This is a genomic window from Streptomyces sp. GLSS-08 (genome assembly GCF_056387915.1).
In genome coordinates this window covers 109,066-124,504 of sequence record NZ_JBWJAQ010000010.1, presented here as the reverse complement: position 1 = coordinate 124,504, position 15,439 = coordinate 109,066, and the positions used below count along the sequence as shown (strand labels likewise).

General features: G+C 70.8%; 17 protein-coding genes. 9 read left to right on the top strand and 8 right to left on the bottom strand.

Annotated elements, in window-relative coordinates:
* Positions 1–6 precede the first annotated feature (6 nt).
* The 5 genes from AC0ZLC_RS19540 (at position 7) to AC0ZLC_RS19520 (ending at position 4,908) form a co-directional block, all read left to right on the top strand.
* Complete coding sequence (locus AC0ZLC_RS19540) at positions 7–777, top strand: SDR family oxidoreductase (protein WP_476753252.1); 771 nt, start codon at positions 7–9, stop codon at positions 775–777.
* A gap of 93 nt (positions 778–870) precedes the next feature.
* The gene (locus tag AC0ZLC_RS19535; protein WP_476753251.1) at positions 871–1,719 is read left to right on the top strand and encodes a tryptophan 2,3-dioxygenase; all 849 of its coding nucleotides are present in this window, start codon (positions 871–873) and stop codon (positions 1,717–1,719) included.
* Positions 1,709–2,560, top strand: coding sequence for an alpha/beta hydrolase family protein (locus AC0ZLC_RS19530; protein ID WP_476753250.1), 852 nt, complete (start codon positions 1,709–1,711; stop codon positions 2,558–2,560). Before AC0ZLC_RS19535 ends, AC0ZLC_RS19530 begins: the two co-directional genes overlap by 11 nt.
* Positions 2,557–3,807, top strand: a complete 1,251-nt coding sequence (kynU, locus tag AC0ZLC_RS19525) for a kynureninase (protein ID WP_476753249.1) — start codon at positions 2,557–2,559, stop codon at positions 3,805–3,807. Before AC0ZLC_RS19530 ends, kynU begins: the two co-directional genes overlap by 4 nt.
* Before the next feature lie 120 nt (positions 3,808–3,927).
* Positions 3,928–4,908, top strand: a complete 981-nt coding sequence (locus tag AC0ZLC_RS19520) for an LLM class flavin-dependent oxidoreductase (protein WP_476753248.1) — start codon at positions 3,928–3,930, stop codon at positions 4,906–4,908.
* 59 nt (positions 4,909–4,967) lie between these two features.
* On the opposite strand, the gene AC0ZLC_RS19515 is transcribed toward AC0ZLC_RS19520, so the two are convergent.
* The 5 genes from AC0ZLC_RS19515 to AC0ZLC_RS19495 all read right to left on the bottom strand — a co-directional run bounded on the left by AC0ZLC_RS19515 (position 4,968) and on the right by AC0ZLC_RS19495 (position 8,022).
* Entirely contained in the window at positions 4,968–5,228 is a 261-nt protein-coding gene (locus AC0ZLC_RS19515) for a hypothetical protein (RefSeq protein WP_476753247.1), read from the bottom strand.
* A gap of 163 nt (positions 5,229–5,391) precedes the next feature.
* Entirely contained in the window at positions 5,392–6,744 is a 1,353-nt protein-coding gene (locus tag AC0ZLC_RS19510; protein WP_476753393.1) for a phosphatase PAP2 family protein, read from the bottom strand.
* A 154-nt stretch (positions 6,745–6,898) separates the two neighbouring features.
* On the bottom strand, positions 6,899–7,276 hold the full coding sequence (locus tag AC0ZLC_RS19505) for a fic family toxin-antitoxin system, toxin component (protein ID WP_476753246.1): 378 nt from the start codon (positions 7,274–7,276) through the stop codon (positions 6,899–6,901).
* Positions 7,276–7,515: a hypothetical protein gene (locus AC0ZLC_RS19500; RefSeq protein WP_476753245.1), complete on the bottom strand. Its 240-nt coding sequence runs from the start codon at positions 7,513–7,515 to the stop codon at positions 7,276–7,278. The genes AC0ZLC_RS19505 and AC0ZLC_RS19500 overlap by 1 nt, the downstream gene beginning before the upstream one ends.
* Positions 7,516–7,638: 123 nt before the next feature.
* Positions 7,639–8,022: a hypothetical protein gene (locus tag AC0ZLC_RS19495; RefSeq protein WP_476753244.1), complete on the bottom strand. Its 384-nt coding sequence runs from the start codon at positions 8,020–8,022 to the stop codon at positions 7,639–7,641.
* A gap of 365 nt (positions 8,023–8,387) precedes the next feature.
* Here AC0ZLC_RS19495 and AC0ZLC_RS19490 point away from each other — a divergent pair, with 365 nt between their 5' ends.
* The 3 genes from AC0ZLC_RS19490 (at position 8,388) to AC0ZLC_RS19480 (ending at position 10,255) form a co-directional block, all read left to right on the top strand.
* Positions 8,388–8,795 carry an ATP-binding protein gene (locus AC0ZLC_RS19490; protein ID WP_476753243.1) on the top strand — a complete coding sequence of 136 codons (408 nt, stop codon included), beginning with the start codon at positions 8,388–8,390 and terminating at the stop codon, positions 8,793–8,795.
* Between the two features lie 162 nt (positions 8,796–8,957).
* Positions 8,958–9,524 (top strand): ECF RNA polymerase sigma factor SigK, encoded by a 567-nt coding sequence (sigK, locus tag AC0ZLC_RS19485; protein WP_476753242.1) that lies wholly within the window; start codon positions 8,958–8,960, stop codon positions 9,522–9,524.
* A complete protein-coding gene (locus tag AC0ZLC_RS19480; RefSeq protein ID WP_476753241.1) occupies positions 9,521–10,255 on the top strand; it encodes an anti-sigma factor in 735 nt (244 codons plus the stop codon). Before sigK ends, AC0ZLC_RS19480 begins: the two co-directional genes overlap by 4 nt.
* A gap of 81 nt (positions 10,256–10,336) precedes the next feature.
* Here the strand turns inward: AC0ZLC_RS19480 and AC0ZLC_RS19475 are convergent, their stop codons facing one another.
* The gene (locus AC0ZLC_RS19475; protein ID WP_476753240.1) at positions 10,337–11,173 is read right to left on the bottom strand and encodes a hypothetical protein; all 837 of its coding nucleotides are present in this window, start codon (positions 11,171–11,173) and stop codon (positions 10,337–10,339) included.
* A gap of 262 nt (positions 11,174–11,435) precedes the next feature.
* Here AC0ZLC_RS19475 and AC0ZLC_RS19470 point away from each other — a divergent pair, with 262 nt between their 5' ends.
* Positions 11,436–12,533 carry a PP2C family protein-serine/threonine phosphatase gene (locus tag AC0ZLC_RS19470; protein WP_476753239.1) on the top strand — a complete coding sequence of 366 codons (1,098 nt, stop codon included), beginning with the start codon at positions 11,436–11,438 and terminating at the stop codon, positions 12,531–12,533.
* A 129-nt stretch (positions 12,534–12,662) separates the two neighbouring features.
* On the opposite strand, the gene AC0ZLC_RS19465 is transcribed toward AC0ZLC_RS19470, so the two are convergent.
* Together AC0ZLC_RS19465 and AC0ZLC_RS19460 are read right to left on the bottom strand one after the other, a co-directional pair.
* Positions 12,663–13,271, bottom strand: a complete 609-nt coding sequence (locus AC0ZLC_RS19465) for a flavin reductase family protein (RefSeq protein WP_476753238.1) — start codon at positions 13,269–13,271, stop codon at positions 12,663–12,665.
* 36 nt (positions 13,272–13,307) lie between these two features.
* The gene (locus AC0ZLC_RS19460; RefSeq protein ID WP_476753237.1) at positions 13,308–15,371 is read right to left on the bottom strand and encodes a pectinesterase family protein; all 2,064 of its coding nucleotides are present in this window, start codon (positions 15,369–15,371) and stop codon (positions 13,308–13,310) included.
* Positions 15,372–15,439 lie beyond the last annotated feature (68 nt).

Here is a 15,439-nt window from a genome sequence, read left to right as displayed (position 1 = left end):
AGCATCTTGCCCACCACCCTGCGGCACGAAGGCAGAACCGCCCTGGTGACCGGCGGCAGCCGCGGCATCGGCAAAGGCATCAGCCTGCGGCTGGCGCGGGAGGGCGCCCTGGTCGCGGTGCACTACGGCCACCACCACGAGGCGGCCGAGCAGACGGTCAAGGAGATCGAGGCCGAGGGCGGGCGCGCGTTCCGCGTGCACGCCGAGCTCGGCGTTCCCGGCGACGCCGACGCCCTCTGGGGGGCCTTCGACCATGAAATGGCCGCCCGGGGAGCCGAACCCGCCCTGGACATCCTCGTCAACAACGCCGGCATCACCCTCCCCCGCACCATCGAGCACGTCACCGAGGACGACTACGACAGGGTGTTCGCCATCAACACGCGGGCGCCGTTCTTCGTGATCCAGCGCGGCCTGCGGCGGCTGCGGGACGGCGGGCGGATCATCAACATCTCGTCGGTGGCCACCCGGGTCGCGTTCCCCGCGATCATCGCCTACACGATGACCAAGGGTGCCCTGGACACGCTCGCCCTGTCGCTCGCCAAGGAGTTGGGGCCGCGCGGCATCACGGTGAACACGGTCGCGCCCGGGTTCACCGAGACGGAGATCAATCCCACGCTCAAGAACCCGCAGATCCGGCAGGCCTATTCGGCCGCGTCCGTGTTCGACCGGCTCGGTGCCCCCGCCGACATCGCCGACGTCGTGTCCTTCGTCGCGAGCGACGACGCCCGCTGGGTGACCGGCCACTGGATCGACGCCAGCGGCGGCGTCCAGCTCTGACCGGCCGTCGAGCCGGCCCCCGGCACCGGACCGCGCACGGCACGCCCCCACACCGTCCGCCTCCCCGCCGCCCGCGGCCTTCTAGGAGTTCTGATGGAAGACGGCACGTCCGTACTTGCGGATCTGTCCACGGACGATCCGCTCACCCAGCCCTTCCGGGGCACGAGTCCCTACGACGACTACGTCCACGCCTCGGTCCTCAACTCGCTCCAGCAACCGCTCACCGAGGCGGCCGACGAGATGGGCTTCCTCGTCACCACCCAGGTGATGGAGCTGTGGTTCACACTGATCGTGCACGAGTGGCGCACGGCCCGGGAGGCGTTCGTCAAGGACGATCTGGACGCGGCCGTGGACGCGCTGGTGCGCAGTCGCCGCGCCCTGCGCGCCCTCGTCGCCTCCTGGCAGCCCATCGCCGCCCTGACGCCCGCTCAGTTCAACGGCTTCCGCGCCGCGTTCGGCAAGGCCTCCGGCTTCCAGTCCGCGATGTACCGGCACCTGGAGTGCCTGCTCGGCGAGAAGTCCGCCGCGCTCGTGCGCGCGCATCGGGGCGACCCGAAGGTCCACGAGGCGCTGCGTGACGCCCACCGTGAACCGTCGCTGTACGACGAGGTTCTGATGTTCCTGCACCGCCGCGGCCTGCCGGTGCCGCAGCACGTCCGGGAGCGGGACGTCACCGAGCCGTACGTGATGGATCCCGGCGTCGTCGAGGTCTGGCGGCGGGTGTACGCGGGTCCGCAGCACGATCCGCTGCTCGTGCTGGGCGAGTTGCTCACCGATCTCGCCGAACTGGTCGCGCGCTGGCGGTTCGACCACGTCATGGTGGTGCGGCGGGCGATGGGCACCAAGTCGGGCAGCGCCGGATCCTCGGGACTGGCCTGGCTGGAGCAGCGTGCCGCCCGCCCGGTCTTTCCCGAACTCTGGGCGGTGCGCGGTGACATCTAGGGTCATCTCCGCGTTCGCCGCGCAGGAGGAGAAGCGGGTGCTGAGTCTGAAGCCCGTCCTGGCGCCCCGGCACGGGTCGTACGGCGAACACCCCCACCAGGTCTACGACGCGTGGCCGGCGGCGGATCCGGCTGCTCCGCTGGTGATCCTGCTGCACGGGGGTTACTGGCGCTACGACCGCATGCATCTGACCCCGTTCGCCGCGTACCTGTCCCGGCAGGGATTCTCCGTCCTGCTGCCCGGGTTCCGCAGGTCGGGTGGCGCGGGCGGCTATCCGGAGACCTTCGACGACATCGCGCGGATCGTGGACACCCTGCCCGAGGGAAGGCGCTACGTCCTGGCCGGTCACTGCTCGGGCGGCCATCTCGCCCTGTGGTGTGCGGCCCGCGGGCTGCTGCCGCAGGACTCCCCCTGGTACACGACCCGGCTGCCGGACGCCGTGCTGGCGCTCGCGCCGCTCACCGACCTCGCCGCGACCCGCCGTGCCGGCCTGAGCGACGACGCGGCGCTGCAACTCCTCGGCGGCGAGGGCACGTTCGAGGAGCGGCTGCCGCTGGTGGATCCGCTCGGCCTGCTCAAGGGGGCCGGCTCCACCGGGGTGCGGACACTTCTGCTGCACGGCGAGGTGGACGAGGAGGTGCCGCTCTCGCAGTTCGCCGACTACGCGGCCGTCCACCGCGACCTGGAGACCGTCGTCCTGCCGGGGACCGGTCACTACACGCTGATCGAGCCGGACGCGCCGGCCGCACGGTCCGTCGCGGACACACTGTGGCGTCTGGCAGGTGAGTGGGGCACGGCCCGGCCGGACGCCGCACCCGCACAGGACGGAGGGCGGCCGTGACGACCGCCGCCCACACGCTGGACGAACAGGCCGCGGCCCTCGACGCCGCCGACGTCCTGGCCCCGGTCCGGGAGCGTTTCCTCATCCCCGAGGGGCTCGTCTATCTGGACGGCAACTCGCTCGGACCGCTGCCGGCGGCGGTGCCACCGGCGCTCGCCGACGTCGTGCACCAGCAGTGGGGCACCGGCCTGATCCGCTCGTGGAACTCCCACGACTGGTGGCGGGCCCCGCTGCGGGTCGGTGACGCCGTCGGGCGTCTCGTCGGCGCCGCGCCGGGGCAGACGGTGGCGGGCGACTCCACCAGCGTGCAGCTCTTCACCGCGCTCAGTGCCGCCGCAGGCCTGCGCCCCGGCCGACGGACGCTGGTCACGGACCCGGGGCACTTCCCCACCGACCGCTACCTGGCGGACTCGGTGGCACGACTGCACGGCCTGCGCGTACGCCAGGTGCCGCCGGGCGAACTGGAGCAGTATCTGGCCGCCGAGGGCGACGACGCCTGCGTGGTCAGCTACTCCCCCGTCGACTACCGGACCGGCGAGCTGTACGACATGGGGTCGCTGACCCGGGCCGCGCACCGGGCCGGCGCGCTCTCCCTGTGGGACCTGTGCCACGCGGCCGGGGCGCTGCCGGTGCACCTGGACGCCCTGGGGGTCGACTTCGCGGTCGGCTGCGGTTACAAGTTCCTGTCGGGGGGCCCGGGCGCCCCGGCGTTCCTGTACGCCGCCCGCCGCCACCACGACGACTGGCGGACACCGCTCGACGGCTGGACCGGACACGCGGATCCCTTCGGCCTCCGGCCGGACTACACTCCCGCGCCGGGGATCGCCCGGGCCCGGATCGGAACTCCGCCGATCCTGTCCCTGCTCGGCCTGGAAGCCGCGCTGAAGGCCTTCGACGGGATCGACATGGCGCAGGTCCGCGCCAAGAGCCTCTCCCTCACCGGCTTCTTCCTCCGCTGCGCCGAGGACATGCTGACCGGGCTGGGCTTCGAGCCGGTCACCCCGGCCGACCCGGACCGCCGCGCGAGCCAGGTGTCACTGCGCCATCCCCACGCCTACGGCCTGATCCAGTCGCTGGCCGCCCAGGACGTCGTCGCCGACATGCGCGCGCCCGATCTTCTCCGGTTCGGTGTCAACGCTCTCTACACCTCCCACCAGGACGTGCTCATCGCAGTACGACGTCTCCGGCAGACGTCGGCGACCGGCGCCTACGACCCGTCACCCGAGGAGGCGGGGACGGTGACCTGACACCCGGGGCGCAATGGCCCGCCCCTGCCGAGCCGCACCGGCGCGGGTCACCCGGAGCGGGTCCGGGACAGCGGCGGCCCGGACCCTGGGGGAGCATCCCGCGCTCCCTATGCTGACCGCATGATCCCTCTGCCTCTCTCCGCGCTGGAAGTCGCCATGGTCCAGGCCGGCACTCGGGCCGCGGACACGTTACGCGACACCACCGAGTTCGCGCGCCGCCTCGACGCCCTCGGCTACCGGCGGCTGTGGTACGCCGAGCACCACCACTCCCCCGCCATCGGCGCGTTTCCGCCCGTGGTCCTCACCGCTCATTCGGCCGCGTCCACGGCGTCCATCCGGCTGGGCTCCGGAGGCGTGCTGGCCCCCAACCACGCCCCGATCATGCTGGCGGAGCAGTTCGGCACACTGGCCGCGCTGCACCCCGACCGGATCGACCTGGGCATAGGCCGCGGTCCCGGCACCTTCGACGAGGCCACCGCACGGGCACTGCGCCGAGGTGCGGGGCCTGTGACGGACGACGAGTACCGGGACGACATCGCGGAGACGCTGCGGCTCCTGGTGGACGAGGTGGCCCTCGGTCCGCTCCCGGAGCCGTGGCTGCTGTCCTCCAGCACCGCCGGTGCCGCCCTGGCCGCGGAGCTCGGCCTGCCGATGGCTTTCGCCCACCACATCCGGCCGGACAACACCCGCGCCGCGCTCGCCCGCTACCGAGCCGCCTTCGCCCCGTCCCGCTGGTCCGAACGCCCCCGCGTGCTGCTGTGCGTGGAGGTGGTGTGTGCCGAGACGCAGGAGGAGGCGGAGCGGCTCGCCGGACCCATGGACGTCGTCAAGGCCGGACTCCTCCAGGGACGGAGCGACGTTCCCTTCCCCTCGCCCGAGGAGGCGTCCGCGCACCCGTTCACGGCCGAGGAACGCCAGGCGCTGGCGAGTTTCCGGGCCCATCAGGCGCACGGCACGCCGCAAACGGTGGTGCGACGCCTGACCGATCTGGCGGCGGCGACCGACGCGGACGAACTGATGCTGGTGACGCCGGTCTACGCCCTGGCCGACCGCCTGCGCTCGTACGAGCTGGTGAGACAGCACGCCGCACCGGAGCACTGAGCATCCGGCGCGAGTACCTCAGCCCCTGCGCCGGCCGGATCACCACGGCTAGGCCCGAGTCAGCTCCCCAACGAGCACGACCGGGAGTGCTCCCAGTACCTGCGGGTCTCCCTGCTGTCCTCGTCGGCACCGTCCGGTGCGCCGCAGGTGCACCGTCCGGCGGTGGGGTCGATGAGGTCGGCTGCCTCGCGGTGCCCCGCCTCCCGGAGCTGCGTGGCCAGTTGGTGCGCGTAGTCCTCGACGAGGAGCGCCGCTTCCCTGCCCGAGCGGCCGGTACCGTCGCGGCGAAGTTCCTGTACCAGTCTGGCGCGCGCCATCATGCGGGTCGGCTCCTTGTGAGGTCGGCCGCCGGTGCGTGCGCGGTTCACCGCCAACCTAACAAACCCTCCGTCGACGTCGGACACGTCCGAGCGCGTCACCCCATGACCGCGCGGGCCGCGTCCAGCAACGCCGGCCGGGCTCCACGGCTAGGGTGCGTCGTCGTCAGGTCAGTTCGGGTTGCGGGGCCGGCTGCCGGACGGGCAGCGTCTTCGGTTCCCAGGACGCGGTTGTCCGTATGTAGTTGTAGATGACCGAGACCATGGCGAGGAGGAGCAGGGCACCGGCCGGCCACGGGTGTGCGGCCATCTCCAGAGGCAGACAGCGGTAGGACACCAGGAGTGCGACGCAGACCGTCGAGCCGTGGGCGACCAGTTGGATCCCCGACCGGTCCCAGCCCTGGTCGTAGGCGCGCAGTGCCCCTTCGATCGTGAGGGTGAACACCACGCCGGCGATGAGGTCGGCGCCGTAGTGGTAGCCGAAGCCGAGCGTCGCGGCGAGGGTGGCGATCAGCCAGAACGCGCCGGCGTAGCGCAGTGCGCGCGGGCCCTTGCGGGAGTGGATGAAGATCGCGGTGGCCCACGCGGTGTGCAGGCTCGGCATGCAGTTCCGTGGGGTGATCCCGTCGAACGGCATGGGGTGCGGGGCGGTGATCGGAGGCACTGTCCGCGGCCACAGGTCGGCCACGGCCCAGGGCGCGCTGGGCGGCATGTGCGGTGCCCACAGGCTGACTCCTTCCCAGTGCGCGGCGCCGGTGCCATAGGCGAAGACCGGGCCGACCACCGGGAAGATCATGTAGAAGGCCGGTCCGATGAGGCCGATGGTGAGGAAGGTGCGCACGAGGTGGTGGCGCGGGAAACGGCGCTCGGCGGTCACGTTGCGCAGTTGGTACAGCGCGACGACGACCGCGGCCACCGGGAGCTGGCCGTAGACGAAGTCGAGAGTGTTGAAGCCGATCGGGCCGGAGGCGGTGACGATCCGCCCCGCGAGCCAGGACGGGTTGCCCAGCGCGTGGTCGGTGATCGCCACGTACTGGTCGAGCACCATGGGCCGGGTCTGGGAGGTGAGGAAGAGCCAGGCGTCGCCCGTCTTGCGGCCCGCTATGAGGAGCAGGGCAAGTCCTACGCCCTTCAGCAGCAGGACGCGTTCCGGGCCGGTGCGGCGGGTGACGGCAACGACCGCGCAGCCCAGGGTCACCCACAGCGCGCCGTTGCCGAAGGGGTGGCCGTCGGTCACATGGATGTCGGCCACCCAGCGGACCGCCCAGAAGACGACGTCGACGCCGACCGCCGCGCCCAGCGCGATGAACCGCTGCCGCCAGGTGAGAACCACCATCATCAACGCCATACCGGCGTACAGCAGTCCGCCGGATTTGGGCGGGAACAGCACCTCTCGCGCCTGGGTGGTGATCGGACCCGGCAGGCCGTAGTGACGTACGGCGCATTCGAGCGCGACGAGGAATCCGAGAACCGCGACCGCCGCCGCGGCCCACAGGCCCGCTTGTGGTTGACGCCGTATGTGTATCAATCCAGACCACTTCACTAGATAACTGGTTGTGCTACCGGTCCTACCCGCCCGGGCAGGACGAAAAAAACACCGCGCGGGTTCCAGCGCGGCTTCGGCCGTCGCCGTCCTGCGGTGTGGCTGGGGGCGGAACGGAGCGCGGCGGGCGTCAGGTGACGGTCGGCCAGCTCCGCAGCAACGCGGCGATCTTCCCGGCCGTGCAGGCGGGATCGAGGAGCAGGTCCTTGAGAGCGACGGCATCCTCTCGGACGGGCTTGACGGAAACCCCCGCCGCCTCCAGGTACATCACGCCGGAGGCGGCGGCGACGGCCAGGTTGGAGCGCTCCAGCCAGCGGCACCGGCCCAGCGTGTGCACCAGGGCGGCGGCCTTCGAGTAAGGGCCGTCATAGACGGACTGCTCGAAGAGTTCGGCCCGGTGGCGTGCGACTGCCGACACGGGGACGCCGTAGTCGTCAGGAGCCGGATCGTCTGCTCCGGCGGCCTCCGCGACCTGCAGGATCCAGGGAACGTCGATGTGCAGGTCCATCAGGCCGCGTGCGCTCCCCGAGACGTCTGCTGGGCCTGTTCGGCCGCGTCGAAGACCGCCTGGTGTTCGGCCAGGAAGCGGGCGGCCGCGTCCACCGCCCGGGCACGCAGGCCGCTGGCATCGTCCTGCACCAGCCTTGCCAGGTAGTCCCCGATACTCAGTCCCAGGTCGGCGGCGCGCTGCTTCGCGAGTTCCGCGACCTCTTCATTCACGCGCGCGCCCAGCTGTGTCTTCGCCATACCGGCATGGTAACAGCCGTTACCATGCGGGGACGCCCGCGGTGGTCCGCCCGCCCAGGACCGGGATGTTCACAGATAATGGCCAGGGCTTGTGGCAGCCCCGGCCGTTACCTCACGTCGGCGTCAGTGGTGCTTGCAGTCCCAGTGACCCTTGATCCACTGGTGGTCCCAGTGGCCGGGGACGTAGACCCACTTGTAGGTGTGGTGGTGCTCCCAGAAGCCCTGGTGCCAGGTGCCGTGACGGTCCTTGTGGCCCTTGTGCCAGGTCTTGTGGTCGACCTGCTTCTTCTCCCAGTGGCCCTTGACCCACTTCTTCTCCCAGTGCCCCTTCCTCCACTCGCACTTGTCGTGGTGGTCGTGTTGGTCACCGGTCACCACGGTGGTGACGGAAGAAGGCGCGGGAGCCGCGTTGGCCGTCGTGGACATGCCGAGAGCGGCACCTCCGGCCAGCAGCCCCGTGGCTGCGGTTCCCACCACCAGCCGCCGGACTCGCATGGATGCTGTCATCGCACGAATCTCCTTGCCAGAGCATTGGCGAACACAACTGACGGACACCGGTCCTGCCTGCCATGGCCGCGGTGCGGTGCGGCAGATACGTGACACCGGCTGCTCCGCTCTCTTGTTGTGTCGGACATGAGGGATTCGGAGCCGGGGCCACACCGGATGACACAACGGAAAAAAGGTGCAAAGAGACCGTCCGGTGAGCCGGCAGGGTCGGCAGGTGACCCGGACCCGGTCGGGGCGTCCTGCCCGCGCTTCCGCCGCGACTGCGGGGCCGGGGCTTCGCGCCTTCCCGCCATCCGTCCGGGCGGCGGCTACGAATCACCTGCACAGAGCAATCATCGGTATTGAGGCCCTCAAAGGGGGCGGCCATGTCCACGATCGTTTCACCGCCGGTCACACAGCGGCACGCGGTTGCTCTGCCCTGCTGCCGGCGCGCACCCGCGGTGGCCCGCCACATCACCGAACGATGGCTGAAGACCGCCGACCGGCCGGATCGCATCGCGGACGCCGTGCTGATCGTCTCCGAGCTGGTGACCAACGCGGTCCGCCATACCGGTGACTCGTGCCTGCTGATCCTCACGGTCCAGGGGAGACAACTGGACATCGCCGTCGCGGACCACAGCGAAGAGCTTCCCGATCTCGGCTCGCGGGCAGGCGCGGGTGATCATGGCGGCTTCGGCATGGATCTCGTCTGCCGGCTCGGTGAACAGGTCCGGGTCGTCCCCGCTCTCGGAGGCAAGACGGTCCATGTCCTGCTCCGGCTGGAGACGGGCTAGACCACATGGGTACGTGTGACCCGGTTCCCGGCCCGGGGCGTCGTCACCCGCACGCCCATGCCGCACTGCGCGGTGCTGCGGCCGGTGCCACAGTCGGAAACGGCACACAGGGCGCTGCGGGCACACCGCGGAACACGGCCCGACGTACGAGGGGAGCGGAGCTTGCCGCGCCGATCCGAACCCAGCACACCAGCGGAGGAGCTGCTGCCCCGTGTCGCCGCCGGCGACAAGGAAGCGTTCACGGGGGTCTACGACGCCTTCAGCGGGACCGTCATGGGGCTGGTCTGCCGCGTTCTGCGCGATGCCGCCCAGGCCGAGGAGGTCACCCAGGACGTCATGATCGAGGTCTGGCGCACCGCGGACCGCTACGACCCCCGGCGGGGAACGGCCAAGGCCTGGGTGCTCACCCTCGCGCATCGCCGCGCGGTGGACCGGGTACGGGCCGCCCAGGCGAGCTCGGAACGCGAGCGGCGCGCCGGGCAGTTGCTCTCCGAGAGAGCCTTCGACCAGGTCGCGGAGGCCGTGCAGGACCATGACGAGCAGCGGCGCATCTACCGCTGCCTGGCCGCACTGACCCGTCTGCGGCGGGTTCCTCTGGTCCTCGCCTTCTACCAGGGCCTGACCTACGTCGAGGTGGCCGACGCGCTGTCCACGCCCGAGGGCACGGTGAAGTCCCGCATGCGCGCGGGCCTGCAGCACCTGCGAGCTTGTCTGGAGGCCGGCGAATGACGCCCGGGGAAGACCCGCACCTCGCCGTCGGTGCCTACGTCCTGCACGCGTTGCCTGCGGCCGAGGAAGCCGCGTTCGAGAACCATCTCGCCGGCTGTGAGGACTGCCGCGCGGAAGTCGCCGAATCGCTGGAGGTCGTCACGCTTCTCGCGGGCGCTGAGACCGCCTCCGTGCCGCCGCACGTGCGCGCCCGCACCCTTGAAGCCGTCAGTCGGATCCCCCGGGACCGGCCTCGGCGTCCGCCCGCAGCCAGGCACCGTGCCATGCGCTTCGCGCTGACTGCGAGCATCGCCGCGGCTGCCCTTCTCGGCGGGGCCGCCGCGTGGCAGCACTCCCAAGCGGACGACGCACGCGCTCAGGCCACCCGAGCGCACATCGCCGATCGAGCCCTCACCGACGTCGTGACCGCGCCCGACGCCACCCTCCACACCGGAGCGCTGACCGGAGGAGGCACGGCTGCCGTCATCGTGTCCCGCTCCGAGGCCCGCGCCCTCTTCGCCGCTCACGACCTTCCAGCCCTCGCCGAGGACAAGGTCTACGAGCTCTGGTTCGCCACCACGGCGGACGACCTGCGTCCCGCCGGTCTCCTGCCCAGCGGGGCGAAGCAGGCTTCGCGCGTCCTGCGGGGCCCCCTGGCCGGCGCCGTGGCTGTCGGCATCACCGTCGAACCCGCCGGCGGCTCCCGGCAGCCCACCACCGAACCCCTCGCCGTCATTCCCATCACGGCCTGAAGCGCGGCTCTCAGCTGTCCGACCGGCACTGGCGCGTCGCAGTCGTGAGCCACCAGCGCGGCGGGAACCGGCCGACCCTCGTCAGGGGTGCTCGAAGCACTGGAGCACCCCTCCGACGAGGAAACAGAGCGCTCCCGCGAGAGTGCCCCAGTTCGCGATGTCGGCGTTCAGGACGCTTCCCGTCACGGGCCGGGTGAAGGCGGCCAGAGCCGAAACGAGGAAGAGCACGGATCCGAACTGGTTGACCGCGACGATCCACCAGCCGAGGTCGGCGCGACGCACGCCTGGCCGACCGTGGCACACCTCGACCAGCGCCAGGTGCCCCGAGATCAGGAAGAGGATGCATCCGACCATGTCGGGGGCCCAGATCAGCCTGTTCGTCTGCTGTGTCGAGAGCCCATTCAGCAGAGAGCCCAGCAGGTTGATGCCGAACACCAGCGTGCCCACGAACAGCAGGAAGGTGCTCAGCCAGTCGATGCGGCGGGGTTCGTAGCTCCACCATCGCCGGCTCCGTGCGGCCGGCGCCCCGGCCGCGCTGTCCCGGCCGGGAGCATTGATCGCCTGGAGCAGTGACGCGTAGCCCCCCGTGTTGAAGAACAGACCACCGGCGAAATAGATCCAGACGCCCGTCGCGCCGCCCGAGCCGAACTGAGCCACGCCCGCCCCGGCGGCGAAGAGGGCCCCACCGACTGCGAAGGCCCCCGCGGCAAGGAGATTCAGGCTCCGCAGCCGGGCGATCGATTCGTTGTCCGCTCTCCGGAAATGCTGCTCCGACCCGCCCGGGGTCCGCACGGTGAGCAGGCCACGTTTGCGTGCCGGACGCGATTCCCAGACGGCGGTGCCACCGTCCTCGAGGGTCCAGGTCAGCCGGGTGGTGAACGGCCCCGCTCCCTCGGCGGTCTCCTCCATGTTGCTCACCCGCCGACCGTAACCGCCCGGCAGCGGCTCCTTCCCCTTCGACGCAGTCCACTTGTGCACACATGTTCGCTCGCCAGTGGAACGGCATTGCGGCGGCTCCCCGAGCGCCCCCGGCCGCGGCTCGCTGCCGAGGCATGCCGCGAGGAGGCACCGCCCGGCCGCCGGGTGGGTAGAAGTGGCGCGACGCACCAGGCGGGCCCGCCACGACGTGGCACCAGCGGTGTATCCAGACCGTGTGGACCTTCATCGGGAATCAGGGCATGTGATCCGGTTGTGGAACGCGTCGAGCAGTCGGCTCGTTCTGCCTCTCGCCCTGATCGCGATCGTCACGGTCGTAGACGTCCTTGCCCCTCCGGACGTTCACCTCGGGCCTTTCCTGGTCGCGGCGCCCGCGATCACAGCGTCGTTCGCCGGCCCGCGGATGACGGCCCTGGTCGGTGCACTCGCGGTCCTTGCTCAGGGCACGGTCGGCGTCACACGGACCAGCCTCACGGACCTCAACCACACCCTTCAGATCGTCGCCCTGGCCCTGATCTCCGTACTCGTGACGTTCCTCGCCCATCTGCGCGAGCGTCACGAGAAGCAGTTGATCCAGCTTCGCTGGGTGGCGCAGGCGGCTCAGGAGGTCGTACTACGACCGCTTCCCCGCCGGATCGGTCCACTCCGTCTCGCGTCCGTCTACCTGGCCGCAGAAGCCGAGGCGCAGATCGGCGGCGACCTGTATGCCACGGCGCGCACCACGCACGGCACCCGCGTCCTCATCGGCGACGTCCGCGGCAAGGGCCTGGAGGCGATCGGGGATGCCGCCCGCCTCCTGGGCGCCTTCCGGGCCGCGGCGCACCGGCAACCGGAGCTGCCCGCTCTGGTGGCTTTCCTCGAGGACGCCGTCTCCTCGGACCTCGACACGCCGGGCGACTGGGACGACGACATGGAGGGGCTGGAGGCCTTCACCACAGCAGTCGTCCTGGACATCCCCGACCACGCCACGAACGTCTCAGTGATCAACTGCGGTCACCCGCCGCCACTGCTGTGGGCCCGGGGCGACGTCCACGAGCTGGGGGTGCGCCGGCCGGCGCCACCGCTGGGGCTGACCGGACACGTGGAGAGCCCCTTTTCAGTCCAGGAGTTCACCGTGACCGACGGAGACATCATCCTGCTCTACACGGACGGGGTCACCGAAGCCCGCGACGGCAAGGGCGACTTCTATCCGCTGGCCGACCGGCTCGCCGCGTGGTCCGGGCAAGGACCGGAGGATCTTCTTCGCTACCTGTGCGACGACCTCCTGACCCACGCCGGCCGAACCCTGGGAGACGACGCCGCTCTCGTCGCCATCGAACGCGTTGCCCCGAGCGAGCCGTGACGTCCGCGCCCTCCGGGGAAGGTCCGCCGCGGCCGTACGCCGTACGCCTGGCAGCCGTGTCGCCCTGGACGAGCCGGGCCCCGGGGCGTCAGGCAGGGGCAGGCCGCCTGGCTGGTGACCGCCCCGGCCTCAGTCCTGCGGCCAGTCGCCGTACCGGATCCGCGCGAGGTCCCTGATCTCGCCGAGGGTGCCCCACTCGTTCTTCCCGAGCCGGGACAGCGGCCGCAGGAGGTCGATCCGCGGATGCCCGTCCACGACGGTGTCCGCGCGGACCGCGGCGTGGACGACGCGCCCCAGCACGACCGTCGAGTTCCCCAGGCACAGGGTCGCGTGCAGTCGGCACTCCAGCGCCACCGGTGAGGCGGCCACCCGCGGCGGCCTCACCCGCAGCGAGGGTTCCCGCTCGATGCCCACCGCGTCGAACTCACCCTCCTCACTGGGGAAGTCGGTCGCCGTCGCGTTGATCTGCTCGAGAAGCGCTTCGGGTGCGAAGTTCACGACGAATTCCCCGGTCTCCTCCACGTTGCGCAGGGAGTCCTTGCGCCCGACGGAGGTGAACTGCACGATCGGCGGGTCGGTGCAGGCGACGGTGAAGAACGAGTGCGGTGCCAGGTTGGCGGTCCTGCCGTCGCCCGTGAGCGTCGACACCCACGCGATCGGGCGCGGCACGACCACCGCGGTGAGCAGTTTGTAGAACGCTCCCTTGTCCATGGACTCGGGGGAATAGTCGATACGCATGTCAGGCAGTATCGCTGGCCTGACCGGCGCGGGTGTCTACGAGGCCGGCGGAGTCCAGTCGCCGAGCCAGTCCGCGATCTCGTAGCCGGCGGCCGACGCGTCGGACAGCTGCGGCCGGTCGGTGCTCACCGCGCCGGATCCCGCGCCGCTGTTCCGGTACTCGGCGAAGCGGTCCTTCTTCCAGGAGAACCCGCCCATGTCGGTCCACGGTGTGGTCCTGACCGCGTCACTGAGCACACTGTCGCGCACGACCGCCTGAGGGCGGAGGGTCGCGTCGCCGCCCGCGTGCCAGTTCCGGCCCAGGTAGAAGCTGCGGGCCGCCACGTCGCCGTTCACCCTGGAGTTCGTGATGAGGAAGCCCTTGAAGCCCGCGGGGGTCGACGGGGCGGTGACGAAGCCGGCCGAGGTGCCGTCCGCGCGCTTCTTCAGCGTGAACGTGGAGCGGTTGAAGACGGCGGTCGCCCGGCCGAAGACGAAGTCGACGTTGCCGACGACGTACGAGTTGTCGACGTAGACCCGGGCCGCCCGGTCCTTCGAGGGGCTCTCCAGTTCCAGGGTGTCCTGGTCGCCGGTGACGATGACGTGGTTCAGGAACGTCCTGTCGCCCGAGGTGCGCAGCGCGACGGCCTGATGGCCTTCCTCGCCGCGGTGGGCAGCCTCGTCGAAGTCGTTGGAGACGGTGAGGTTGCGCACCTCGAAGTCCGGCGCGTCCGCGGTGAGCGTGGCGCTCCCGGAGGTGCCGTACGTTCCGCCGCCCGGCTTCGGTGTGCCGGCCGAGTGACCCTCGACGATCACCGTGTCCGCGGCGTGCTTGCCGGTGCCCCGGATCGTGACGTGCGGCTTGTTCGACGGCACCCTGACGGTCTCGCGGTACGTGCCCGGCGCGACCGCGACGATCACCTGCGAGGGGTTGTTCGCGGGTACGGCGTCCACGGCGGCCTGCACGGTCCGGTACTGTCCGCTGCCGTTCCTGGCCACGGTGAGCGTCGTCGCGGCGGCTGCCTTCGTGGTGGTGCCGACGGATGCCTGGGGGCCGGTGCCCCGGCGCAGGATCGCGGGGACGTCGGCGGCGGGGTCGAGCGTGTACGCGTAGTACTTCTCGGGGTCGAAGGCCGTGCCCCCGCTCTCGTTGCGGCCGGTGGTGCTCTTGAAGACGTTCCCGCGCTGCACCAGCGAGGCCGTCCCGTCCTTGGTCACCGGGTTGCGCAGTCCCTCGAAGTAGCTGTTCTCCAGGACCATCTTCGTCCTGCCGCGCGCGTAGTTGCCGTACGAGGACGTGATGTCCGTGCCGGGGTCGTCCTGGAGGTAGTTGTTGTAGAGGTGCGCGTGGGCGACGTTGTCGGTGGACGGGTTGCGCTGTTCGGTTTCGCGGATCCAGTTGTGGTGGATCGTGATGTCGGCCGTGACGTTGTCGGTCCAGCCGATGCCGAAGGCCTTGTTCTCGTTGCTCAGCCTGTTCCAGGAGACCGTCAGATAGGTGGTGTCCTTGCGGCTGTCGATGAGCCCGTCGGCCATGTGCCGCAGGTCGTTGTGATCGATCCAGACGTGGTGGGCGCCGTCCAGTTGGATGGCGTCGAAGTCGTGCTCCTTGTCGTTCCAGGTGCCCATGTAGGCGTCCCGGATGGTCAGGTTGCGGATGATGACGTTGTGCACGCCCTGGCCGAGGAAGAACCCGCCGCCGACGATGTGCCCGGACGTCCCCGCGCCCACGATCGTCTTGTCCGACGCGACCTTGATCTCCTTGCCCTTGGGCTCCATCGTGATCGCGCCCGCGACGACGATGACGTACGGCTCGGCGGCGGTCGCGTACTTCTCCAGGTCCGCGAACGTCTTCACGGTGACGGTTCTGCCGTCCCGTCCGCCGTAGGTGCCTTTCTGGCCCAGTGCGTCGACGGAGGCGAACCCGTCGGCCGCCTGCGTGGCTCCCGCCGGGGCAGGTGCCGCCGACGCAGTGGCACCCGCGTCGTCACCGAACACCCCGAACGCACCGCCGTAGGCGAGGCCGGCCGCGGCGGCCAGCGCGACGGGCAGGCCCACGACGACGCCCTTTCTGCGGCGTCCGTGGCGTGCGGGTGCGGTCCTGTTCTGCTGAGGGGTCATACCGACTTCCGTCCCGATCTGTGTGAGGGGTTCGGCTGTCAGTCGCCCCCGCACGCGGGGAGGTTGCC